21 protein-coding genes and 1 tRNA gene are annotated in these 25,030 nt (G+C 30.5%); 14 read left to right on the top strand and 8 right to left on the bottom strand.

Features of this window, described 5'->3' with window-relative positions; translation table 11 throughout:
• Positions 1–246: 246 nt before the first annotated feature.
• Positions 247–2,133 carry a penicillin-binding protein 2 gene (mrdA, locus tag ACWYN7_RS01185; RefSeq protein ID WP_462858017.1) on the top strand — a complete coding sequence of 629 codons (1,887 nt, stop codon included), beginning with the start codon at positions 247–249 and terminating at the stop codon, positions 2,131–2,133.
• Entirely contained in the window at positions 2,114–3,394 is a 1,281-nt protein-coding gene (gene rodA, locus ACWYN7_RS01180) for a rod shape-determining protein RodA (RefSeq protein ID WP_462858016.1), read from the top strand. The genes mrdA and rodA overlap by 20 nt, the downstream gene beginning before the upstream one ends.
• A gap of 79 nt (positions 3,395–3,473) precedes the next feature.
• Here the strand turns inward: rodA and rpsT are convergent, their stop codons facing one another.
• The 3 genes from rpsT to proS form a co-directional block, all read right to left on the bottom strand.
• Positions 3,474–3,725, bottom strand: coding sequence for a 30S ribosomal protein S20 (gene rpsT, locus ACWYN7_RS01175; protein ID WP_459484401.1), 252 nt, complete (start codon positions 3,723–3,725; stop codon positions 3,474–3,476).
• Positions 3,726–3,758: 33 nt separating this feature from the next.
• Positions 3,759–3,830, bottom strand: a tRNA-Glu gene (locus ACWYN7_RS01170).
• Positions 3,831–3,917: 87 nt separating this feature from the next.
• On the bottom strand, positions 3,918–5,393 hold the full coding sequence (gene proS, locus ACWYN7_RS01165) for a proline--tRNA ligase (RefSeq protein WP_462858015.1): 1,476 nt from the start codon (positions 5,391–5,393) through the stop codon (positions 3,918–3,920).
• A gap of 147 nt (positions 5,394–5,540) precedes the next feature.
• Here proS and ACWYN7_RS01160 point away from each other — a divergent pair, with 147 nt between their 5' ends.
• The 5 genes from ACWYN7_RS01160 to porT all read left to right on the top strand — a co-directional run bounded on the left by ACWYN7_RS01160 (position 5,541) and on the right by porT (position 10,471).
• Positions 5,541–6,599, top strand: coding sequence for a hypothetical protein (locus tag ACWYN7_RS01160; protein ID WP_462858014.1), 1,059 nt, complete (start codon positions 5,541–5,543; stop codon positions 6,597–6,599).
• A 30-nt stretch (positions 6,600–6,629) separates the two neighbouring features.
• Positions 6,630–8,012, top strand: a complete 1,383-nt coding sequence (locus ACWYN7_RS01155; protein ID WP_462858013.1) for an OmpP1/FadL family transporter — start codon at positions 6,630–6,632, stop codon at positions 8,010–8,012.
• 106 nt (positions 8,013–8,118) lie between these two features.
• Positions 8,119–9,027 carry a NifU family protein gene (locus ACWYN7_RS01150; protein ID WP_462858012.1) on the top strand — a complete coding sequence of 303 codons (909 nt, stop codon included), beginning with the start codon at positions 8,119–8,121 and terminating at the stop codon, positions 9,025–9,027.
• Positions 9,028–9,029: 2 nt separating this feature from the next.
• The gene (gene ubiE, locus ACWYN7_RS01145) at positions 9,030–9,761 is read left to right on the top strand and encodes a bifunctional demethylmenaquinone methyltransferase/2-methoxy-6-polyprenyl-1,4-benzoquinol methylase UbiE (RefSeq protein WP_462858011.1); all 732 of its coding nucleotides are present in this window, start codon (positions 9,030–9,032) and stop codon (positions 9,759–9,761) included.
• 2 nt (positions 9,762–9,763) lie between these two features.
• Positions 9,764–10,471 (top strand): type IX secretion/gliding motility protein PorT/SprT, encoded by a 708-nt coding sequence (porT, locus tag ACWYN7_RS01140; RefSeq protein WP_462858010.1) that lies wholly within the window; start codon positions 9,764–9,766, stop codon positions 10,469–10,471.
• Between the two features lie 18 nt (positions 10,472–10,489).
• On the opposite strand, the gene ACWYN7_RS01135 is transcribed toward porT, so the two are convergent.
• Entirely contained in the window at positions 10,490–11,227 is a 738-nt protein-coding gene (locus tag ACWYN7_RS01135) for a TrmH family RNA methyltransferase (RefSeq protein ID WP_462858009.1), read from the bottom strand.
• 70 nt (positions 11,228–11,297) lie between these two features.
• On the opposite strand from ACWYN7_RS01135, the gene tamL reads away from it, so the two are divergent.
• From tamL to folK, 6 genes are all read left to right on the top strand, one after another.
• Positions 11,298–13,793 (top strand): translocation and assembly module lipoprotein TamL, encoded by a 2,496-nt coding sequence (tamL, locus tag ACWYN7_RS01130; RefSeq protein ID WP_462858008.1) that lies wholly within the window; start codon positions 11,298–11,300, stop codon positions 13,791–13,793.
• Positions 13,794–13,891: 98 nt separating this feature from the next.
• On the top strand, positions 13,892–14,959 hold the full coding sequence (gene fbaA / locus ACWYN7_RS01125) for a class II fructose-bisphosphate aldolase (protein WP_462858007.1): 1,068 nt from the start codon (positions 13,892–13,894) through the stop codon (positions 14,957–14,959).
• Positions 14,960–15,117: 158 nt separating this feature from the next.
• Positions 15,118–15,990 (top strand): acetyl-CoA carboxylase, carboxyltransferase subunit beta, encoded by an 873-nt coding sequence (gene accD / locus ACWYN7_RS01120; protein ID WP_462858006.1) that lies wholly within the window; start codon positions 15,118–15,120, stop codon positions 15,988–15,990.
• Between the two features lie 137 nt (positions 15,991–16,127).
• Positions 16,128–16,397 carry a 30S ribosomal protein S15 gene (rpsO, locus tag ACWYN7_RS01115; RefSeq protein WP_462858005.1) on the top strand — a complete coding sequence of 90 codons (270 nt, stop codon included), beginning with the start codon at positions 16,128–16,130 and terminating at the stop codon, positions 16,395–16,397.
• Between the two features lie 250 nt (positions 16,398–16,647).
• A complete protein-coding gene (locus ACWYN7_RS01110) occupies positions 16,648–18,888 on the top strand; it encodes a polyribonucleotide nucleotidyltransferase (RefSeq protein ID WP_462858004.1) in 2,241 nt (746 codons plus the stop codon).
• A 102-nt stretch (positions 18,889–18,990) separates the two neighbouring features.
• Complete coding sequence (gene folK / locus ACWYN7_RS01105) at positions 18,991–20,115, top strand: 2-amino-4-hydroxy-6-hydroxymethyldihydropteridine diphosphokinase (RefSeq protein WP_462858003.1); 1,125 nt, start codon at positions 18,991–18,993, stop codon at positions 20,113–20,115.
• Between the two features lie 3 nt (positions 20,116–20,118).
• Here the strand turns inward: folK and gldC are convergent, their stop codons facing one another.
• Both gldC and gldB read right to left on the bottom strand, forming a co-directional pair.
• On the bottom strand, positions 20,119–20,454 hold the full coding sequence (gene gldC, locus ACWYN7_RS01100) for a gliding motility protein GldC (RefSeq protein WP_068362779.1): 336 nt from the start codon (positions 20,452–20,454) through the stop codon (positions 20,119–20,121).
• On the bottom strand, positions 20,454–21,413 hold the full coding sequence (gene gldB, locus ACWYN7_RS01095) for a gliding motility lipoprotein GldB (RefSeq protein WP_462858002.1): 960 nt from the start codon (positions 21,411–21,413) through the stop codon (positions 20,454–20,456). The genes gldC and gldB overlap by 1 nt, the downstream gene beginning before the upstream one ends.
• A gap of 59 nt (positions 21,414–21,472) precedes the next feature.
• Here gldB and nadE point away from each other — a divergent pair, with 59 nt between their 5' ends.
• Positions 21,473–22,261 (top strand): NAD(+) synthase, encoded by a 789-nt coding sequence (gene nadE, locus ACWYN7_RS01090; RefSeq protein WP_462858001.1) that lies wholly within the window; start codon positions 21,473–21,475, stop codon positions 22,259–22,261.
• Between the two features lie 284 nt (positions 22,262–22,545).
• Here nadE and ACWYN7_RS01085 read toward each other — a convergent pair whose 3' ends face one another.
• Positions 22,546–22,677: a hypothetical protein gene (locus ACWYN7_RS01085; RefSeq protein ID WP_462858000.1), complete on the bottom strand. Its 132-nt coding sequence runs from the start codon at positions 22,675–22,677 to the stop codon at positions 22,546–22,548.
• Between the two features lie 270 nt (positions 22,678–22,947).
• On the bottom strand, positions 22,948–24,960 hold the full coding sequence (gene dnaG / locus ACWYN7_RS01080; RefSeq protein ID WP_462857999.1) for a DNA primase: 2,013 nt from the start codon (positions 24,958–24,960) through the stop codon (positions 22,948–22,950).
• Positions 24,961–25,030 lie beyond the last annotated feature (70 nt).

Below are 25,030 nucleotides of genomic sequence, written 5' to 3'. Positions count from 1 at the left end.
TTTTGTTAGGCTATATTTTAAAAAAGTAGCTGCAGATTTTCCTTTTTTTAACTTAAATTCAGAATCTTTTGGTAAAATTTTTAATTACGTTACAACTTTAACTTTTATTCATCACCTAATTTACTTTTCTTTAGCTAACTTTAGTTTTTATAATTATTCAAACGTACTGTTAAACACAATATATTCGAGTATTTTTACGTTACTTTTGTATTTTTTAGGTACCTATATTTTTACTAAGAACGAATAATGCAAAGAAGTTTTTTACTCTATTTCTTAATCACCCTTATTGGGTTAATTTTTATTGGAAGACTGTTTCAATTGCAAATAATTAAACACGAAAGTTATGATCCTATTCATAATGCTGCTGTTAAAATTATTTACGATTATCCAGAACGTGGCTATGTTTACGACAGAAATGGAAAGTTATTAATTGCCAATCAACTTTCTTATGATGTTATGGTACAACCCAATCAAGTAAAAGAATTAGACACGCTAGAATTTTGTAAACTTTTAAATATTGATAAAAAAGATTTCTTAAAACGATTTAAAAGAGCAGAAAAATATGCTACATATTTACCATCCGTTTTTCTAAAACAATTGGCTAAAGAAGATTTTGCTTTTTTACAAGAAAAACTACATAAATTCAGAGGCTTTTACATCCAAAAAAGAATTATTAGAGATTATCCTATAAAAGCAGCTGCTAATGTTTTGGGTTATATTGGTGAAGTAAATGAAGAAAAAGCTAGAAAAAACGATTATTATGAACAAGGAGAATTAGAAGGTAAAGATGGTATTGAAAGACAATATGAAGATGTTTTAAGAGGTAGAAAAGGAAAAAAATATTTACATAGAAATCGTTTTAACAAAATTACAGGTTCTTTTAAAGACGGAATTTACGATACTTTACCAGAAAACGGAAAAGATCTTATGCTTACTCTTGACATTGAACTACAAGCTTACGCACAAAAATTAATGAAAGGAAAACGAGGTGGGATTGTCGCAATTGAACCAGCAACTGGAGAAATTTTAGCTTTAGTTACGGCTCCTTCCTATGATCCGAATATGTTAGTAGGTAGAAAACGATCTAAAAATTCTGTGGCATTATTTAACGATACAATTAGCAAACCAAGTTATGATAGAGGTTTACTAGCTGCTTATGCTCCTGGTTCTCCTTTTAAAATGATGAATGCCTTAATTGGTTTACAAGAAAATGTTATTACAGAACAAACAGGTTTTAGTTGTTATGGTGGTTACAGATATGGTAATAGAGCTCATGAATTTATGAAATGCCATTGCGATATTTACGGAAGACCTCTAAAATTAAAAACTGCAATTGCTAGATCTTGTAACAGTTATTTTTCTAATACCTATAAAAGAATTGTAGAAAAAGACAATAATCCATCAGAAGGTTTAGATAATTGGCACAGACATGTTGCTAGTTTTGGATTGGGTAATTATTTAGGTTACGATTTACCTGCAGGTCAAAAAGGATTAATTCCTGATGGTAAATATTATGATAGTAGATATCGATATTCTTGGAATGCTTCTACAAATATATCTAACGCAATTGGTCAAGGAGAAGTTTTAACAACACCTATTCAATTAGCAAATTTTACAGCAGCAATTGCAAATAGAGGATATTTTTATACGCCACATATTGTTAAAAAGATCGACTCTAGTTTTATTGATAATCCAAAATACACACAAGCAAAAAAAACAACTATAGATAAAAAACATTTTGAACCTGTTGTAGAAGCAATGCACGAGGTATTTAAAACAGGTACAGGAAAATATAGCCAGGTAAAAGGTATCGAAATCTGCGGAAAAACAGGAACCGCAGAAAACTTTGTTATTATTGAAGGCGTTAAAAAACAATTAGAAGATCATTCTATTTTAGTTGCTTTTGCTCCCAAAGATAATCCTAAAATAGCTTTAGCTGTTTTTGTTGAAAATGGTGGATATGGATCTACAATTGCAGCACCTATAACCAGTTTATTGATTGAGAAATACATCAATGGCGAAATATCACCAAGAAACAAATACAGAGAGTTAAATATGTTAAATAAAAGTCTACAAGACATTTATGATATTCAATTACAAAAACCGATAGAAATTGCGTCAAGAACGAAATAATATTTTTGCAGGTATCGATTGGATATTAGTATTTCTGTACATGGGTTTAATTGGCTTTGGTTGGTTAAATATTTATGCAGCTTCTAAATCCGAAGACAATCATCAACTATTAGACCTTACAACAAAGTATGGAAAGCAATTAATATGGATTGGTTTATGCTTGCCATTGGTAATTGCTATTCTTTTTTTTAACTCAAAATTCTACGAAAAATATGCTAGTATACTTTATCTGATTTCCATATTCTCTTTAATTCTACTTTTTCCTTTCGGAAAAGAAATTAATGGAGCTAAATCTTGGTTTAATTTTGGTTTTATGGGTTTACAGCCTTCAGAGTTTGCTAAAGCTTGTACAGCTCTTGCTGTGGCAAAATTATTAAGTGATAGGCAATACAACTTTAAATTAGTAAAGAATCAAATAAAAGCTTTTATAATAGTATTTTTTCCTGCCTTTTTAATCTTTTTACAACCAGATGCAGGATCAGCTATCATTTATTTATCATTCTTTTTTGTGTTAAATAGAGAAGGTTTAACTTTAAATTACATCCTTTTAGGATCTGGCTTTATTATCCTTTTTATTTTAACTATTTTCTTTGGCTCTAAATGGGTGGTAACAATATCGTTTTTGTTGATTACACTACTTGTTATTTATTTATTTTATAGAGGAGGTAAACGTTTTTTCCGTTTCAATTGGCACAAAATTCTGAGTGTTTATCTCATTATCGGAGTTTTTATTGTGGGTACAGGTTACATCTATAAAAATGTATTACCCGTGCATCAAAAAGATAGATTTGATATTTTATTAGGTAAAAAAGTCGATAATAAAGGTATTGGTTACAATTCTTATCAATCTGAATTAACAATTAGTTCTGGTGGTTTAAAAGGCAAAGGATTTTTAAAAGGAGATCTTACCCAAGGAGATTTTGTGCCAGAACAACATACAGATTATATTTTTAGCACAGTTGGCGAAGAATGGGGTTTTATTGGGAGTAGCTTAGTTGTAATTCTGTTTATGTTATTACTTTACAGAATCATTTACTTAGCAGAGACACATAGTAATAAATTTGGAAGAATTTATGGTTATGGCTTGGCTTCTATCCTATTTTTTCATGTAATTGTAAATATTGGTATGGTTATAGGCCTGTTACCAACAGTAGGTATACCTCTACCCTTTTTTAGCTACGGAGGTTCCTCTCTTTGGGGTTTTACCATTTTGCTTTTTATCTTTATAAGACTAGATGCTCATAAAAACTACGATTTTTAATAAAAAACTTAAAATTTGAGCACAAAAAAAACTCTGAAATAAACTATTTCAGAGCTTTTAAATGTTTTAATTTAAAATCTTAGATAGCAGCTACGTGCTTCGTTAATTTAGATTTTAAGTTAGAAGCTTTATTCTTATGAATAATATTATTCTTCGCTAATTTATCGATCATAGAAATTACATTTCCTAATTTCCCTTCTGCTTCAGTTTTATCTTCAATAGCACGTAAGTCTCTAACAGCATTTCTTGTTGTTTTATGCTGATATTTGTTACGTAATCTCTTAGCTTCGTTACTTCTAATTCTTTTTAATGCTGACTTATGATTTGCCATAATTTTATTTTTCGTTTTTTATTAAAACTTTTGTAGTCCGTACGGGAATCGAACCCGTGTTACCAGGATGAAAACCTGGCGTCCTAACCCCTAGACGAACGGACCATAACAATTAAATATCTCTCAATTGCGGATGCAAATATACAACGTTTTTTAAATTCTGCAACCTTTTTTTATTTTTTTTTCAAAAAATTAATATGCCTTTGCAAAAAGCACTCTTTTTGTTGATGGTTTACCCGTTAAAACACAAGCTCCAACTTCTTCTTTTGCGTCATTTGGTATACATCTAATGGTTGCTTTTGTGTATTCTTTTATTCTGTCTTCTGTTTCTTCTGTTCCATCCCAGTGAGCAGAAACAAAACCTCCTTTTTTAATTGCCTTTTTAAATTCTTTAAAATCGTTTACAACTGTAGTATATTCTTTTCTATACTCAATAGCTTTATTAAACAAGTTTTCTTGAATTTCTTCTAAAAGATTTTCTACGTAAGCAATAACATCATCTTGAGAGACAGTTATCTTTTCAAATGTATCTCTTCTGGCAATTTCTAATGTTCCATTTTCTAAATCACGATTACCAATTGCAATTCTAATTGGCACTCCTTTTAATTCATATTCTGCAAATTTTGCTCCTGGTCTAAAAGTATCTCTATCATCAAACTTAACAGAAATCCCTTTTTTTCTTAAATCTTTTACAATTGTATTTACTTTATCTGAAATTGCTTCTAATTGCTCATCATTCTTATAAATAGGAACAATTACAACTTGTATTGGAGCTAATTTAGGAGGCAACACCAAACCGTTATCATCTGAATGCGTCATAATTAATCCACCTATTAAACGAGTAGAAACTCCCCAAGAAGTGGCCCAAACATATTCTTGCTTTCCTTCTTTAGATGTATATTTTACATCAAAAGCTTTGGCAAAATTTTGCCCTAAAAAGTGCGATGTTCCTGCTTGTAACGCCTTACCATCTTGCATTAATGCTTCTATAGTATACGTATCTTCTGCACCTGCAAAACGTTCACTATCAGATTTTACACCTTTTACAACTGGCATAGCCATAAAAGTTTCGGCAAAAGTTGCATAAACATCTTGCATTTGTTTTGCTTCTGTAATTGCCTCAGTTCTTGTTGCGTGTGCTGTATGCCCTTCTTGCCATAAAAATTCTGCTGTTCTTAAAAACAATCGGGTTCTCATTTCCCAACGTACAACATTTGCCCACTGATTTATTAATAAAGGTAAATCTCTGTAAGATTGAATCCAACCTTTATAGGTATTCCAAATAATTGCTTCAGAAGTTGGTCTTACTACCAATTCTTCTTCTAATTTAGCTTCAGGATCTACTCTTAGTTTACCTTCATTATCAGGATCATTTTGCAAACGATAATGTGTAACAACTGCACACTCTTTAGCAAAACCTTCTGCATTTTTTTCTTCTGCCTCGAACAAACTTTTAGGAACAAATAATGGGAAATAGGCATTTTCGTGCCCAGTTTCTTTAAACATTCTATCTAATTCAGCCTGCATTTTTTCCCAAATTGCAAAACCATAAGGTTTAATTACCATACAACCTCTTACTGCAGAGTTTTCTGCTAAATCAGCCTTTACTACTAATTCATTATACCATTTAGAATAATCTTCTGTTCTTTTCGTTAACTTCTTACTCATAATTTAATCTTTGGCACAAATATTGTTATCTTTATAGTGAAATTTTTGTTAAATGTATCTTTTTCTAAAATTGATACAAAACTACTATAATTTAACGTTTATAAAGCAAAATTTCATTAATAAAGGTACATCAAAAAATAAAATATTATGAAACTACATTATAAAAACTTAAAGCTAAACCAACTGATTTTATTTGTAACGGCTAATGTTATGTTAGTTTCTTGCGGAACTTACCAAAGTGTTTACAATAATAATGATGATGGTATTTATGGTGATAATTCGCAAACTAGAGAACAAGAGAAAAAAGTAATTGTTCTTAATGATGATGATTATCAAGATTACGAAGACAATTACTTTACCAAAAGCCTAAACAACTTACAAACGATAGATAATAATGAAATATTTACAGATGTTGATGATTATGATGATACTTATGTAGATGATGAAACTATTGACGAAACATTAAGTTATGATGCCAATCAGCCTTGGGGTTATGAAGATAATGATGTTGTAGTAAATGTAAACTTAATATCAGATCCTTATTGGTTTGGTTATAATCCGTTTGTATTTAATGGCTGGAATTATTATGGAGATCCTTATTGGAACAATCGTTTCTGGGGATACAGAAGCTGGAGATACAATCCTTATTGGCATCCTTATCACAACTACTGGGGTTGGAATGGCGGTTTTTACACAAACTTTTACAACAATCGATTTTGGAGAAACAACAGATATTACAGAAACTATAGCTATGGTAGTAGAATTGCTTACAACAATAGTTACAACAGAAGAAATAGTGTAAGCAGAATTAATACTAGCAGAAGAAATACTTCTACAACATCTAGAAGATCATCAACTACAACTAGTAGTAGAAATAGAATTACAACATCTCCTACTAGAAATTCTTCTACAACAAGAAGAAGTACTACAACAACGCGTAGATCTACACCAACAAGAAGTAGTACAACAACCAGAAGAAGTAGTACTAGTTCTAGAAACAATAGTTCTAGCACAAGAAGATCATCTTCTACTAGCAGTAGAAACAGCAGAAGCTACACACCTTCAAGAAGTTCATCATCTAGCAGCAGAGCAAGTTCTTCTTCTACAAGAAGCTCATCTAGGTCATCATCTACAAGAAGCAGCAGCAGATCATCTTCATCATCTAGAAGTTCTAGCAGTAGTTCATCATCTAGAAGAGGTAATTAATAAAATTCTTTAGAAAAAATTCAAAACAATATGAAACGATTTTTTACAATGGCGGCTTTGTTCGCAGTAACTTTTACGTCTTTTTCTCAATCTTTAGGATACCAAGATTTAGGCCTTTTGTTTTCTCAAGACGACAATAATGGTACAGCTCGCTTTACAGCAATGAGTGGTGCATTTGGAGCATTAGGTGGAGATATCTCATCATTAAATATTAATCCTGCAGGTTTAACTGTATTTAATAGCAGTTTATTTACAGGTACTTTAAATGCTAGAAATTCTGATATTACTGCCAACTATTATGGCAATTCTGTTTTAACTCAAAACGAAAACGTAAACTTATCTCAAGTTGGTGCTGTTTTGGTTTTTGATAGTGCTTACAAAAGCGATTGGACAAAATTTGCTATTGGTTTTAACTACAGAATTACCAAAGATTTTAATGATAGTTTTTTTGCAACTGGTAACAGTGGCGTAACAACTTTTAATGAATTCCCTTTAGATAACAACGATCCAATTTTAAACTATAATATTGCAGACGAACAACGTTTTGAAAACAATTACAGTGGCGAATTAAGTGAATTTTCTGTTGGTTTTTCTTCTGTACATCAAAATAAACTACATGTTGGTTTAGGGCTTAATTTTTATGACTTAAACTTTAGTCAGCAATCTAATTTAACCGAGTTTAATAGCGATGTTAATGGCAACGAATTAGATGCATATTTATACCAAGAAAACTTTTCTACAGGAACAGGTTTTTCTGCAAACGTTGGTTTTATTTACAAAGCCAACCAAAATTTTAGATTCGGATTATCTTACCAAACACCTACTTGGTTTACAGAAATTATAGAAGAAACTAACATACTCGATAATGATGGTTATTTTGGAGATACAGAAATTGTTGTAAGTAATAGTAATTTAACTTACAGAAACACAGATTTTGGTGGTTTTCCAATTCAAAGCTTTGTCTATCGATTAAAAACACCAAGTAAATTAACAGCAAGTGGCGCACTTATTTTTGGGAAAAAAGGATTATTAAGTTTCGATTATACTAACAAAAATTACAAAAACATCAGACTTTCTGGTGCAGATTTTTCTCCAGAAAACCAAGACTTTCAAGACAATTACAAAAACACGCACAACTTTAATATTGGTACAGAATGGCGTTTTGATAGATTTAGTTTAAGGGGTGGTTACAAATTTGAACAAAGCCCAGATATTGCTGCCATAGAAACTGACGATTTACAAGGCTACTCTTTAGGTGGTGGCTATAATTTTGGTAATTTTAAAGTAGATTTTGCTTATAGTGATAGCAACAGAACTGCTGCTTATAATTTTTATTCTGGTTTTGGTGTAAATGCTGCAGACTTAACATTAGATAACCGAGTTTTTACGGCTACAATTTCGATAAGCCTTTAATAACAAAAGACATTTTTAAAAAAGACCTTGTATTTCTAAAACATACAAGGTCTTTTTTATTGCATTTCAGTTTTTTGGCGTAATTTTGCGACTAACAATTATGATTATGCAAGAGACAAAAATTACCATACAAGAAACTACAAATAATACCATATTAAAATTTAACAGTACCAAAATTTTAATAAACGGAGGTAGTTACGAATTTTCTAATATAGACGAAGCTAAAAACTCTCCTTTAGCACAACAATTATTCTATTTACCTTTTGTAAAAAAGATATTTATTACTGCTAACTTCATAGCAATTCAACGTTTTGATATTGTAGAATGGATTGATGTACAAGATGAAGTTGCAGAACAAATTGAAGCTTATATTTCTAATGGAAATGTTGTTGTAAACGAACAAACTTCATCAACCAAAAAAGAAGCCATTGAAGTTTATGCAGAAGTTACACCAAACCCTGCTGTAATGAAATTTGGCACAAATAAATCTTTAACACAAACCGATGTTGAATTTAAAAACATCGAAGAAGCAAGCAAATCATCGCCATTAGCGCAAGCTATTTTTAATTTTCCGTTTGTAAAAGAAGTTTTTATTTCTGACAATTATATTTCTGTTACCAAATATGATATGGTAGAATGGAAAGAAGTTTTTGCTGAAGTTAGAACTTATATTCGTGAGTATTTAGTTGATGGAAAAACGATTATTGCAGCATTACCAAATCAAACATCAACAGAAACAAAAACAGAAAATACAGCTCCAAAAGTAGCACTAGAAGGTGTACCTGCACAAATTGCAGATATTTTAGATGAATATATAAAACCTGCTGTTGCTGGTGATGGAGGTAATATTGCGTTTCGTTCTTATGATGAACAAAACAAAGTTGTAAGTGTTGTTTTACAAGGCGCTTGTAGTGGTTGCCCTTCTTCTACTGCAACTTTAAAAAACGGAATAGAAACCTTATTAAAAGAAATGTTACCAAATCAAATTAACGAAGTTGTAGCAATTAACGGATAAGAATGTCAGCAGAAAAAATAAACCCATATAAAGATTCTAAACTCGGCAAAAAAGAACAAGTTGCCCAAATGTTTGATAATATTTCTGAAAATTACGATGGATTAAACAGAGTAATTTCTTTAGGAATAGACGTTAAATGGCGTAAAAAAGTTGTAGAAATTGTTGGCAAAAACAATCCGAAACAAATTTTAGATATTGCAACTGGTACAGGAGATTTGGCTTTAATGATGGCCGATTTAAATCCTGATAGAATTGTTGGTTTAGACATTTCTGCAGGAATGTTAGAAGTAGGAAAACAAAAAATTGCAAAAGCAGATTTATCTGATAAAATAGAAATGATGGTGGGCGATTCTGAAGCTATACCTTTTAAAGACAATACATTCGATGCTATTACTGTTTCTTTTGGTGTTCGAAATTTTGCCAATTTAAATAAAGGTTTAACAGAAATTGCAAGAGTTTTAAAACCAACAGGAGTTTTGGTTATTTTAGAAACCTCTAATCCTGTAAAATTCCCTTTTAAACAAGGGTATAAATTGTACACAAATCTATTTTTACCTATTATTGGTAAATTGTTTTCTAAAGATAAAGTTGCTTATTCTTATTTATCAGAATCTGCAAATTCTTTTCCTTTTGGAGAGGCTTTCAACAATATTTTACAAAAAAATGGGTTTACACATACAAAAGACACACCAGTAACTTTTGGAGTTGCCACAATTTACACTGCAAGCAAATAAAAATGATTAAAAAAATTATTCTTTTTGGATTTTTCTTAATGATTTCAGCAACATTTTTTGCACAAAGAGAGCGTGTAGAAAACCTACCAACTTTCGATGAAAGAAAAATACATTATGGCTTTTATTTAGGAATAAATCAAAATGATTTTAAGCTCAATTTAAGAAATAGCAACATTTTTGATGCAGATATTACTGTAGAACCAACTTATGGCTTTAATGTTGGTTTAATAGCAGAATTACGTTTGCATAAAAACTTGAGTTTGCGTTTAGAGCCAGGTTTGGTAAGTAACTCGAAAAATATAATTTTTAAGCACTTAAATTCTAGCGCAAATCCACAAGACAGTATCAGAGAAATTGGTTCTACATATTTGCATTTTCCTTTGGTATTTAAATTTAGTACAGACAGATACAAAAACATTCGCCCATATTTATTAGCTGGTATTTCTTACGATCATAACTTTTCTAGCAACGAAGCCAATCAAGATGATAATTCTTCTGGACAATTTAGAATGACAACTAGCAATTTTATGTACGAAGCAGGAATAGGAATTGATATTTATTTATCATTCTTTAAATTCTCTCCTTCCATTCGTGGCGTTTTTGCCATCAATAACGAAATAAAATACGATGATGACCCAAATAGCAATTGGACAGCTCCAATAAATTTTATGGGAACTCGTGGTATTTTCTTAAATTTTGCATTTGAATAAAAAGAGGATTGTTGATTTTTAATCTTCAAAACTTCTTTTAAACTCGCTCAACAAAACAGCTGTTGCAGTGGCTACATTTAAGCTTTCAGTTTCTTTAGTTTCTCCAAATCTAGGGATAGATATTATATTTTTTATCAACTTTTTAATTTCATCAGAAACGCCATTTGCTTCATTACCCATAATTAAAATGGCTTCTTTTGGTAATTCAGATTTGTAAACATTTTCGCCATCCATATCAGCAATAAAGGTTGGCAAAGTAGTTTTATTTAAATACGTTTCTAAATCTAAATATTTTATAGAAACTCTGGTTAAAGAACCCATACTTGCTTGCACAACTTTTTGGTTGTAACAATCTACAGTGTCTTTAGAACAAATTAATTGCGATACTCCAAACCAATCGCACAAACGAATAATTGTACCTAAATTTCCAGGATCGTTAATGGCATCTAAAGCAATAATTAATCCGTTTTTTTGAAGCGGTTTTTCATCCGGAATTTTAAATAATCCTAAAACTTTATTGGGCGATTTTAACTTGCTTATTTTTTGCAATTCAGCTTCCGAAATTCGGATAATTTTATCATTATAAATCGAAGTTTCAAAATCATCAGTAGCAAATAAAACATCAACCTTAAAAGAAGAGTTTAAAAGTTCATTAACAACTTTTACCCCCTCTGCAATAAACAAATTGTATTTTTGTCGATACTTTTTTTGAGATAAACTTGTTATAGTTTTAAGTTGATTTTTAGTGATATTCATTAATTATTTATAAATGGAAATAAACCGTGTAAAAAGTATTATTTTTGATATTCTTTGGACTGCTAAAATAATGAAAAAACTTTCGTTCTATTTTTTATTCATCCTCTTTTTAATTTCATGTAATTCTACAAAACATGTAAATGATGGAGAGCATATGCTTATTAAAAACGAAATAATTATCGATAGCGCAAAAACCAAAGGTTCTGAATTACAAAAATACATTTTACAAAAACCAAATCCTCGTTTTTTGGGTTTGCCTTTAGGTTTATACCTGCACAATTTAGGAAATCATGATAAACCAAAAACTCCTACAGAATGGGCAAAAGAAAACCCACGATCTTATAATTTTGTAAAAAGCATTTTTTCTGAAAAACAAAGTATTGCTTACGCAAAATCTTTTATCAACCTAAATGAATCTTTTTTAGATTATAAAGCTCCAGAAATTGTAAGCGATCTTAAAGTTAAAAGAACTGCAGACAATTTATGGGCATATTATAAAACTCAAGGTTATTTTAAATCTTCTGTAGATGCAAAAATTAAAAGAGATTCTACTCATAAAAAAGCAACAGTAACTTATTTTATAAACAAAGGAAAACCTACTATTTTAGACACTATAAATATTAAAATAGAATCGCCAGCCTTAGATTCTATTTATAGAAATGCCAATTTAGAAAGTGAATTAAAAACAGGCAACCAATACAAAGATCAAACCTTTAGAAAAGAAGCTGCAAATGTTGTAAAACTGTTTAGAAATAAAGGAATTTATCATTTTACAGAATCCGCATTAGGATTTTACGTAGATTCTACCAGAACAGATTACAAAACCAATGTAGATTTTATAATCTCTGCAAATAGGTTGATAGATGAAGATGGGCAATACAAAGAAAAACCTTACAAAGTACACACCATTAAAGAAGTAAATGTAATCACAGATTATTCTTACACTAAAAATGGAAAATCTTTTGGTGATACCACTACTTATAATGGCATAAACTTTTCGGCTTTTGGCAAACTAAAATACAATCCAAAATATTTATCACAATCCTTGTTTTTAAAACCTGGCGAAATTTATAAAGATACACTTAGAAATCTTACAAGATCTCATTTAAAATCTTTGCAAAATTTTAAATCTACCAACATAACATTTAGCACAATTCCTGGTACAAATGATGAGTTAAAAATGGATGTTTTTTTATCTCCTTTAGAAAAATATACATTAGGTGTAGAAACAGAATTAACCCATTCTAATATCAGAAATTTTGGTGTTTCTGGTAAATTTTCTATTACAAATCGAAATACATTTAAAGGTGCAGAATTGTTAAAACTATCGCTTTTAGGTTCTTGGTTTAATTCTAATACAGGTCCTGGTTGGGAAATTGGTGCAGATGCTTCTATAGAAATTCCAAGATTTTTGTTGCCTTTTGGATTAGGTAAATTAGTTCCCAAAGAAATGTCTCCAAGAACATTATTTTCTTTAGGTTCTAGTTTTCAAAAAAACATTGGTTTAGACAGGCAAACCTTTACATTTTTAACGGATTATAAATGGCAATATGATGCTAAAAAAACCATACAATTAGAGGTAATTAACGCACAGTATATTCAAAATTTAAATGTTAATAGTTTCTTTACCATTTACAATTCTGAATACGAAAGTTTAAATGAAGTGGCCCAATCTTATGATAATTTTAATTACAGTAACACAGACAGAACCTTAGATTTACCAGAAGAAGCCATTTCTTTTATGAATACTGTTGCAAATGATAACGATTTTCAAAGCTCAAATCCAGAAGAATTTAACAACACATTAAATATTTTAGACAGATATAATATTATTACTTCAGATTTTTTAATTCCTACAATTGCTTATAATTATACTTACAATAATCAATCAGATTTTAAAGACAATAACTTTTCTTTCTTTAGAGTTAGACTTGCCAATTCTGGAAATATTTTAGGGCTTTTATCAAAAAACAAAAATGCAAATGGTAAAAAAACGTTATTGGGCATTCCTTTAGCAGAATATTTTAAAACTGACATTGAATATAAAAAATTCTGGACACTTGGTACTGGTAATTCTGTTTTTGCTTTTAGAACATTTTTAGGTGCAATTATTACTTATGATAACTCAGACATCCCTTTTACAAAAAGTTACTTTGCAGGGGGTTCTAATGATATTAGAGCTTGGCAAACCTACGAACTTGGTCCTGGAGCAAGAGATTCTGGTTTAGAATACAATGTGGGTAGTTTTAAATTTTTAACAAGTGCAGAATATCGTTTTGATGTTGTTAGCAGATTAAAAGGCGCCATTTTTGTTGATGCTGGTAACATTTGGGATATTTCTGGTTCAAATTTTATAGAAGATGATGCAAAGTTTAACAATTTATCATCATTCAAAAATATTGCAGTTGGTTCTGGTTTTGGTGCAAGATTAGATTTTAACTTCTTAATAATTCGTTTAGATGTTGGTTTTAAAACCTACGAACCCTACTTAGATGGCAATAAATGGTTTAAAAATTACACATTTAATGATGCTGTGTACAATATAGGTATCAATTATCCTTTCTAAAAAAAGATAACGTTTTCGTTATTTTATGCACTCTTTTTATAAAAAAGCCTACTAAATTTAGTATTTTTGATAAATAATTTCAATTAAAAAACTAAAAAATGGGTCATAATATTAAACCTGGTGTAGCAACAGGAAAAGAAGTACAAGAAATTTTTAATTATGCTAAGGAAAAAGGATTTGCTTTACCAGCAGTTAATGTAATTGGTTCTAATACAATTAATAGTGTTTTAGAAACAGCAAAAGAATTAAACTCGCCTGTAATTATTCAATTTTCTAATGGAGGTGCGCAATTCAATGCAGGAAAAGGTTTATCTAACGAAAATCAAAAAGCTGCTATTGCTGGTGGTATTGCTGGTGCAAAACACGTTAATGAATTAGCAGTAGCTTACGGAGTTCCTGTAATTTTACATACAGACCACTGTGCTAAGAAATTATTACCTTGGATTGATGGATTATTAGATGCATCAGAAAAACACTTCGAAGAAACAGGAAAACCTCTTTACAGTTCTCATATGATTGATTTATCTGAAGAACCTATAGAAGAAAATATGGAAATTTGTAAAACATACTTAGCTAGAATGAGCAAAATGGGTATGACTTTAGAAATTGAATTAGGTATTACTGGTGGTGAAGAAGATGGTGTAGATAATTCTGATGTAGATGTTTCTAAATTGTACACACAACCAGAAGAAGTAGCTTATGCTTATGAAGAGTTAATGAAAGTATCTCCGCAATTTACTATTGCAGCTGCATTTGGTAACGTACATGGAGTTTACAAACCAGGTAATGTAAAATTAACACCAAAAATTTTAAAGAATTCTCAAGAATTTATCACTAAAAAATACGGTGTAGAAGAAAATCATATCGATTTTGTATTCCATGGTGGTTCTGGTTCTACTTTAGAAGAAATTAGAGAAGCTATTGGTTATGGTGTAATTAAAATGAATATAGATACTGATTTACAATTTGCTTTTACAGAAGGCATTAGAGATTATATGCAAGGTAAAGCAGATTATTTAGCAACTCAAATTGGTAATCCAGAAGGTGCAGACCAACCAAACAAAAAATATTACGACCCAAGAAAATGGTTACGTTTAGGTGAAGAAACTTTTAAAGCTCGTTTAAAGCAAGCTTTTGCAGACTTAAATAACGTAGATACGCTATAATATTTTATAAATAAAATTATTAAAAAAGCATTTTGATTAAATCAAAATGCTTTTTTTTTGTTTGCTATAAATACTTCATAAAAAATCTTTTACATTTGTAATCCGTTTCTCTTAAAAAAGAAACCATTAAACAAATATAATTTTAAACAAACAAATCTATGAGTGCTTGGTTTAAAAGAACTGATAAAGGAATACAAACTGCTACAGAAGACAAAAAAGACACACCCAAAGGTCTATGGTATAAAACGCCTAGTGGTAAAATTATAGATACAGAAGAATTAAAAAAGAACTTATATGTTAGTCCAGAAGATGGTTACCATGTAAGAATTGGTAGTAAAGAATATTTCGAATTATTTTTTGATGATAATAAGTTTGAAGAATTAAACGAAAAATTGACTTCTAAAGACCCTTTAAAATTCGAAGACACTCAAAAATATCCTGACAGATTAAAAGCGGCACAAGAAAAAACAAAATTAAAAGACGCTGTAAGAACAGCAGTTGGTAAATCTTTAGGAAAAGATATTGTTATTGCTGCTATGGATTTTGCTTTTATTGGTGGTTCTATGGGTTCTGTTGTTGGAGAAAAAATTGCACGTGCAATTAATTACTCTATAGAAAATAGAATTCCTTTTTTAATGATCTCTAAATCTGGTGGAGCTAGAATGATGGAAGCATCGCTTTCTTTAATGCAATTGGTAAAAACGTCAGCAAAATTAGCACAATTAGCAGAAGTAAAAATACCTTACATTTCTTTATGTACAGACCCAACAACTGGTGGTACAACAGCTTCTTACGCAATGTTAGGCGATATTAATATTGCAGAACCAAATGCATTAATTGCATTTGCAGGACCAAGAGTGGTAAAAGATACAACAGGTAAAGAATTACCAGAAGGTTTTCAAAAATCTGAATTTGTTTTAGAACATGGTTTTTTAGATGCCATTTATGAACGCAAACACCTAAAGAAACAAGTAAATCTATATATCGATTTAATTCAGAATTTACCAATAAGAACAGAAGTAGAAGCTTAGAAAGCTAAAACTTTACAAGTTATATAAACCAATAAAAGTGAACCTTTTATTGGTTTTCTTTAAAAAAATAATTCTATATTTGCAGCTTCAATGAAAATATCATTGATATACATAAAAATCATTTAAATAATATTGGCATGTACTTAACAAAAGAAATTAAAGAAGGTATCTTCGAAAAACACGGTAAAGGAAAAAATGATACTGGTTCTTCAGAAGGTCAAATTGCGTTATTCACACACAGAATCAACCACTTAACAGAGCACTTAAAAGCAAATCGTAAAGATTTTAATACAGAGCGTTCTTTAGTAATGATGGTAGGTAAACGTAGAAGTTTATTAGATTACTTAAAGAAAAAAGATATTGCAAGATATCGTGCAATTATTAAAGAATTAGGAATTAGAAAATAATTTCTTAACAAAAAGAGGCTCTATAAACGTGCCTCTTTTTTATTGGTAAATGTCTTGAAACTTGTTTCAAGTCGAAAACCTATCATTCCTGCAAAAACAGGAATCAATAAAAAGTATTTATTCTGCCTAACAAACAGAATCTCATAAAAAAATCAAGAGAAGTAACAACCCTTTTGAATTTCCATTGGAAAAACACACAACAACTACAACACAACAACAAACAAATTAAAAATTAGAATTTAAAAATTTTATGATTCCAAAAGTATTTAGAGAGGTCATAGACCTTGGAGATGGAAGAACTATCTCATTAGAAACCGGTAAATTAGCAAAACAAGCTCACGGTTCAGTTGTTGTACAATCAGGAAAATGTATGTTACTATGTACAGTAGTGTCAAATTATCAACAAGCAGATGTAGATTTTTTACCATTAACTGTAGATTATAGAGAAAAATTTGCTGCTGCAGGACGTTACCCTGGAGGATTCTTTAAAAGAGAAGCAAGACCAAGTGATGGAGAAGTATTAACAATGCGTTTAGTAGACCGTGTTTTACGTCCATTATTCCCAAAAGATTATCACGCAGAAACACAAGTTATGATTCAGATGATGTCTCATGATGACGATGTTATGCCAGATGCAATGGCTGGTTTAGCTGCATCTGCTGCTATTCAATTATCAGATTTACCATTCGAGTGCCCAATTTCTGAAGTAAGAGTGGGTAGAGTAAATGGCGAGTTTGTAATTAACCCAACAAGAGCTCAATTAGCAGAAGCTGATATTGACATGATGATTGGTGCCTCTGCAGATTCAGTAATGATGGTAGAAGGTGAAATGGATGAAATTTCTGAAGAAGAAATGGCAGAAGCAATTAAATTTGCGCACGAAGCTATTAAAGTACAATGTGCTGCTCAAGTTGCATTAGCAGAAGCATTTGGCAAAAAAGAAACTCGTGAATATACTACAGAAGCTTCTGATGAAGAATTAGCTGCTAAAATTCACGATTTAGTATACGATAAAACTTACGAAATTGCTAAAGCAGGTTCTGCAAAGCATGAAAGAAGTGCTGCTTTTAGCGAAATTAAAGAAGAAGTAGTAAACTCTTTTTCTGAAGAAGAGCAAGAAGAATATGGTAAGTTAATTTCTAAGTATATTGCAAAAGCTCAAAAAATTGCAATTCGTGATTTAACGTTAAAAGAAGGTTTACGTTTAGATGGCCGTAAAACTGACGAGATTAGACCAATTTGGTGCGAGGTAGATTACTTACCATCTACACATGGTTCATCAATCTTTACTCGTGGAGAAACTCAAGCATTAGCAACAGTTACTTTAGGTACAAGTAGAGAAGCAAACCAAATAGATATGCCATCTTTCGAAGGTGAAGAAACATTCTATTTACATTATAACTTCCCTCCTTTTTCAACAGGTGAAGCTCGTCCTTTAAGAGGAACTTCTAGACGTGAAGTGGGGCATGGAAATTTAGCTCAAAGAGCATTAAAAGGAATGATTCCTGCAGATTGTCCTTATACTGTAAGAGTTGTAAGTGAAGTATTAGAATCTAATGGTTCTTCTTCTATGGCAACTGTTTGTTCTGGAACAATGGCGTTAATGGATGCAGGTGTACAATTAAAAAAACCAGTTTCTGGTATTGCTATGGGATTAATTTCTGATGGTGATAATTATGCAGTTTTATCTGATATTTTAGGTGATGAAGATCATTTAGGTGATATGGACTTTAAAGTTACAGGTACTGCAGATGGTATTACAGCTTGTCAAATGGATATTAAAATCAAAGGATTAAGTTACGAGATTTTAGTAAACGCATTAAAACAAGCCAGAGAAGGTCGTTTACATATCTTAAAGAAATTAACAGATACAATAGAAACACCTAATACTGATGTAAAAGCTCATGCTCCAAAAATGATAACAAGACGTATCCCTAATGATATGATTGGTGCATTTATTGGTCCAGGTGGTAAACATATTCAAGAATTACAAAAAGAAACTGAAACTACAATTGTAATTACAGAAGACCCAGTAACAGAAGAAGGTATTATTGAAATTTTAGGAACTAAACCAGCTGGAATGGATGCTGTAATTGCTAAAATAGAATCAATGTTATTTAAACCTGAAAAAGGTTCTGTTTACGAAGTAAAAGTAATTAAAATGTTAGATTTTGGTGCTGTTGTAGAATATACAGAAGCTCCAGGAAACGAAGTTTTATTACACGTAAGCGAATTAGCTTGGGAACGTACAGATAATGTAACAGACGTTGTTAATTTAGGTGATGTTTTAGATGTAAAATATTTCGGGATTGATCCAAGAACGCGTAAAGAAAAAGTTTCTAGAAAAGCAATTTTACCAAAACCAGAAGGTTTTAAAGAAAGACCACCTAGAGATAACAATCGTGGAAGAGACAACAACAGAGGTAGAGATAATCGTGGACGTGATAACAGACGTGATGATCGTAAACCTAGAGAAAGAAAAGAAGATTAAATTTTATACTGAACTCGTTTCAGTATCTTTTTAAAATGATAGTAAAAATCGCCAATGATAATTGGCGATTTTTTTATGCTTTTTCGTTTCTTTGTGTTTCTTATGAAAATTCAAAGAATTACTTATTTATCTTTAGGAACAAACCAAGGAAATAAATTGGAAAACCTACAAAAAGCAATAGATTTAATTGCTGATAAAATAGGTGCTGTTCTTAAAATTTCTTCAGTTTACAAAACGGCTTCTTGGGGTTTTGATAGTGATGATTTTTATAACATCTGCTTAAAAGTTACTACTTATCATCCTCCAGAAAAATTGATGCAAATTCTCTTAAATATTGAAAGTGATTTAGGTAGAGAACGTAATAAAACAACAGGTTACGCAGATCGTAATATAGATATTGATATTTTATTGTTCGATGATGAAATTATCTTTTCTAAAACACTGATTGTACCTCACTCTAAAATGCTAGAACGCAATTTTGTCATGGTTCCATTATCAGAAATTGCAGGTTCTATTATTCATCCTATAGAAAAACAAAAAATATCGGTTTGTTTGCAAAATTGCGTTGATTCTTCTGAAATTTCTGTGATTTCAGAGAGATTAAAACGTCCAATTCCTATATCAGAAAAATACAATTATATTGCTATAGAAGGGAATATTGGTGCAGGTAAAACATCACTTTCTAAAATGATGTCTGATGAGTTTAATGCTAAAATTGTATTGGAACGTTTTGCTGATAATCCGTTTTTACCCAAATTTTACGAAGACAAAGAACGCTATGCTTTTCCTTTAGAAATGAGTTTTTTGGCAGATCGTTATCAACAATTATCAGATGATTTGGCGCAATTAGACTTGTTTAAAAACTTCGTAGTTTCTGATTATTATATTTTTAAATCGTTAATTTTTGCTCAAATCACCTTACATAAAGATGAATATTTATTGTACAGAAAAATGTTCGATTTAATGTACAAAGAAATTACAAAACCCGATTTGTATGTGTATTTATACCAAAATACAGACAGACTTTTACAAAACATTAAAAAACGTGGTAGAGATTATGAGCAAAATATAGAAGCTTCTTATCTACAAAAAATTCACGATGGTTATAAAAGTTTTATAAGCACGCAGCAAAACTTAAACACCTTAGTAATTGATGTTTCTGAACTCGATTTTGTAAATAATCCTGAAGATTACACAAATATCATCAATCAAATAAAAAAAGGATAAACCTTATTTTTTAAGTTCTAATTTTTCTGCAAAGTAATCGCAAAAATCGCGCATTGTTGCACTCATTTTTTGATCGTCTGTAGCCCTTTCAAAAGTATCTGCCATAGAAACTAAAGTTTGATGATAAAACTGTTTCATTTCATCTACAGGCATATCTTTGGTCCACAAATCCATACGTAAAGTGTCTTTTTTCTTATGATCCCAAACAGAAATCATTACTGCTTTCGAAGTTTCTTTATCAATTCCACCATCTTTTGCAGTCCAAGAAATTGCTTCAGGAACTTTATTTTCGTCTAAACCTATTTTAAATTTTACTTCAGAATTATGTTTAACAGCCATTATCTTTTGGGTTTGTATTTAGATTTTGTAAAAATTATATCTTCATCCATTTTTAATAATTCTTGCAAAGATACATCATTATGTTGCATATAAGAATTTACAATTTGCCAACCGAACCAAACTCCTATTCTACCAGGAGATAAATTATCTTCTGCCATATAAAATTTAGAAAACGGGGCATTGTCTAAAAACCTTTGATTTAGTTTAGTATCTGTACTAAACAATAGCTTTTTATCGATAAAATACATCCAAACTTGTTCTTCATTAGCAATTGCCCAATTGTATTTATCTTCTGCAAAACCAATTTTTTCTCGACTAGAAACTTCGGGCAAATACGCATTTAATAGATATAATTTTTTCCCTTCATAAATCATTTTATCTATAAATCTTCTTTTTAAAGAAGGATGCATTTGTTTTGCTATAATAGCATTTGCAACATCTACAATTAAATGTTCTTTGGTATTATTTTCTTTAATATACTTAGGATAATCTGCATAAAATCGATGTGTATTCCCCAAATAAACATCTAAAGAAATTAGCAATAAACTATCTGCATAAATTACTCTACTCTCATAATCTATATTACTTAAAAGTGTAACTACATTAGGTGTTTTAAACTTCGGATTGTAGTGTTTTACATACTTAAAAAGTGATGTAAGTTGTGCTTTTACATCAGAAAAATCTGCATAAATTTTCTGAGTTTCTGCAAACAATTCTTGCTCGTCTTTGTCATTAATTTTTACCAAAGCTAAACTATCTGTAAATGCATCAGGAAATAAATATGGATATTTTTGCTTAACATTTGGCAGCGTTGTTCTGGTTGCATTGTAAAAATCTACCTCATATCTGTTTACAGAAAAGTCTACTTTTACATTAGAAACATCTATTTTTTGCTGTTTTTTATCAGAACATGAAAAAAACAAACAGAAAACCATTAAAACTGCAAAAAAAAATCTCATATTCTTTGTATCTTAGTCATTGAATTAAAGAACGATAAAAATACTAAAATAGTTTATCAATGAAAACCGAAAAAGTAGCTGAATACATCATCAATTGGTTAAAAGATTATGCAATTAATGCAAAAGTAAAAGGTTTTGTTGTTGGAGTTTCTGGAGGAATAGATTCTGCATTAACATCCACTTTATGTGCAAAAACAGGTTTGCCAACTTTGTGTGTAGAAATGCCTATACACCAAGCAGCTAGTCAAGTTTCTAGAGCAGAAGAACATATAGCACAATTAAAAAAACGCTTTGATAATGTTAGTGAAGTTAGAGTAGATTTAACCTCTACTTTCGAAGATTTTAAAAGTGCAGTGCCTTCTATAGACGATAAAGCTAAAGTAGATTTGTCTTTAGCCAATACTAGAGCAAGAATTAGAATGACTACTTTGTATTATTTAGCAGGTATAAATAGTGCTTTAGTTGCAGGAACAGGAAATAAAGTAGAAGATTTTGGTGTTGGTTTTTACACAAAATATGGTGATGGAGGTGTAGATTTAAGTCCCATTGCAGATTTAATGAAATCTGAAGTGTATGAGTTAGCAGCTTATTTAGGTGTGCCAAATTCTATACAAGTTGCTCAACCTACAGATGGTTTGTTTGGTGATAGTAGAACTGATGAAGACCAAATTGGTGCATCTTATGATGAGTTAGAATGGGCAATGAAAATGCAAGATAAAGGTAAAACTGTAGATGATTTTAAAGATAGAGAGCAAGAAGTATTTAAAATTTACACAAGATTAAATACCATTAATCAGCATAAAATGCAACCTATACCCGTTTGTGAAATACCAGAAAGTTTAAAGTAAATTTGCAGTTACCATTAATTTTTTAATTTTTTTATGCGCTCTTCTTTTAGAACCTTTAGAAATTTGAAAAGGAAGCATTACAAGGTGTAAAAGAATTTTAAAAAGTAAAGTTATTTTCATTTAAATGATATTGTCTACTTATTTAGACGCATAAATTTAAACTTTAGTCACATTTAAGAATTTGTTAGAATTGTCTTTTCATCAATTCTAATACCATATCACAAAAAAAATACCTTAACTTGGTTTTGTTAAGGTATTTTTTTGTGAAACTTTTTGGCTACTCGTTAAAGTAGGTTAGCTGCAATCATCATTTTTTTAATTTTCACGTGAGCTCTTCTTTTAGATCCTTTAGAAATCTCGAAAGGCAATGAAATGAACATAAAAATGATTTTTAAAATTTGTAATACTTTTTTCATAATAGTCTTTTTGTTCTTTTTCGTACAACAAATGTACACAAAAGAAATTAATGAAAGAAAAACTCTACACAGGAAAAACCCCCTTTTTAAACATTTAATAACATTACAAAAGTTTAGACGCAAAAGAATGCAATTCCTAAAATTCAGACTATCAAATATATACAATTATTTTCAAAGATTAAATACGTGTTTAGGGGCTAAAGATTTACATAAAGTGTGTTTTTCCGCAAGTTTGTAAGTATTCTTTATTGAGTTGAACTTAATTATAAATTACACCACTCTATTTAGCTTTTCAAAAAGTCGCATTTTTAGATTTGTGTAATTTCTAATGGTTTCTAAATCGATATGAATGGCTTCATTTTCTGTTGCTTCTTTCATTAATTCATCAATTTTTTCGCCAATTAAAATTCGTCGTAAATTAAAAACAGCATCATTAACAGCTTTCTTTAAAACTTCTAGTGCACCAGTTACAAATATGTTTTGAGCTTCCCAATTGCTTAATTGATGCTTCTCTTCGTCCATTAAAATAGAAGTTACTGTATTGGCTATTTCAGAATTTTTATGATTGATTAAACCATCAATATCTACTTTTTCTAATTGATTTAATTGATGAATAATCTCGTTATAAATTTCTTGAAAAGTAGCGTTCGAAAACTCAATTTCATCATCGTGCAAATGCACATAAATTTCTGCAGAAACTGTATTTAAATATTTTCTAATGGTAATGGTTTCTTTATCGTTTTCATCAATATTTACAATTTCTTCAGAAAACTCAACTTCTTCGTTACCAAATAAAAGTAACAATCTAATAATTTCGTTTTCTAAGATTGATAATTGATCTACTTTTTGAGAAGAAATACTGCCCCCTTTTACCAAACCCATTTGTGCATGTTCTTGCTCCATAAAATATTCTGGAGGTGGCTCATTTGGGTCTTGTTGTGGAGCGCTTTGCTTTTTACTTGCTTTCGCTTTTTCTTGTAGATTTTTCTTTAGCAATTGAGCTAATTCACTAAACAAAACACGTTCTGAAATTTCCATAATTCTAGAACATTCTTGCACATAAACTTCACGCTGAATTGAATCTGGAATTTTAGAAATACTGCTAACAATATCTCGAATTACACTCGCTTTTTTTATAGGATCGTTGTCTGAATCCTTTAAGAGCATAGACACTTTAAAGTTGATAAAATCTTGAGCAGAAGTGTCTAAATACGCTTTTAATTCTGCATTAGAATGTGCTTTTGCAAAACTATCTGGATCTTCTCCATCAGGAAATTGAACTACTTTTACGTTCATTCCTTGTTCTAGAATTAAATCTATTCCACGAATAGAAGCTCTAATTCCTGCTGCATCACCATCAAAAAGAACTGTAATGTTTTTAGTTAATCTGTTTATTAACCGTATTTGATCTGATGTTAATGCTGTACCAGAAGAAGCCACAACATTCTCTATACCAGATTGATGAAAAGAAATTACATCTGTATATCCTTCTACTAAAAAACAGTTGTCTTGTTTGGCAATTTCTTTTTTAGCTTGATAAATTCCGTAAAGAATTTTGCTCTTATGATAAATTTCGCTTTCAGGAGAGTTTAGATATTTTGCAGCTTTTTTATCAGCAGTTAAAATTCGACCTCCAAAACCCAAAATTCGACCAGACATAGAATGTATAGGAAACATTACACGCCCTTTAAAACGATCGAATTGTTTGTTTTCTTTTACAATGGTTAAACCTGTTGCTGCTAAATATTTTAAATCGTAACCTTTGTCTAAAGCTGCTTTGGTAAAATTATCCCACTCGTCTATACAATATCCTAAATCGAATTTTTTTATGGTTTCTTCTCTAAAACCACGTTCTTTAAAATAGCTTAAACCAATGGCTTTACCTTGATTTGTATTTAGCATTGTGTTATGAAAATAGTCTCTGGCAAAACTAGATACCAAAAACATACTTTCTCTTTCGTTCATCTGAGCTTTTTCTTCTGATGTTTGCTCAGTTTCTTCGATTTCTATATTGTACTTTTTTGCTAGCCATTTTAAAGCTTCTGGGTAAGTGTAATGTTCGTGTTCCATTAAAAATGAAACGGCATTACCCCCTTTACCTGTAGAAAAATCTTTCCAGATTTGCTTTACAGGAGATACCATAAATGATGGTGATTTTTCGTCTGCAAACGGACTTAAACCTTTAAAGTTACTTCCTGCTTTTTTAAGCTGTACAAATTCACCTATAACCTCTTCTACTCTTGCAGCTTCAAAAACTCGGTCTATGGTACTTCTGGAAATCATTTGTTTATTTCTAAATTTTAAACCCTTCAGGCAATAAAAACCTGAAGGGTTTTTAAATATTAAAAAGCCT

Source organism: Polaribacter sp. M10, assembly GCF_054968445.1.
This window is presented reverse-complemented; position numbering and strand designations above follow the sequence as displayed.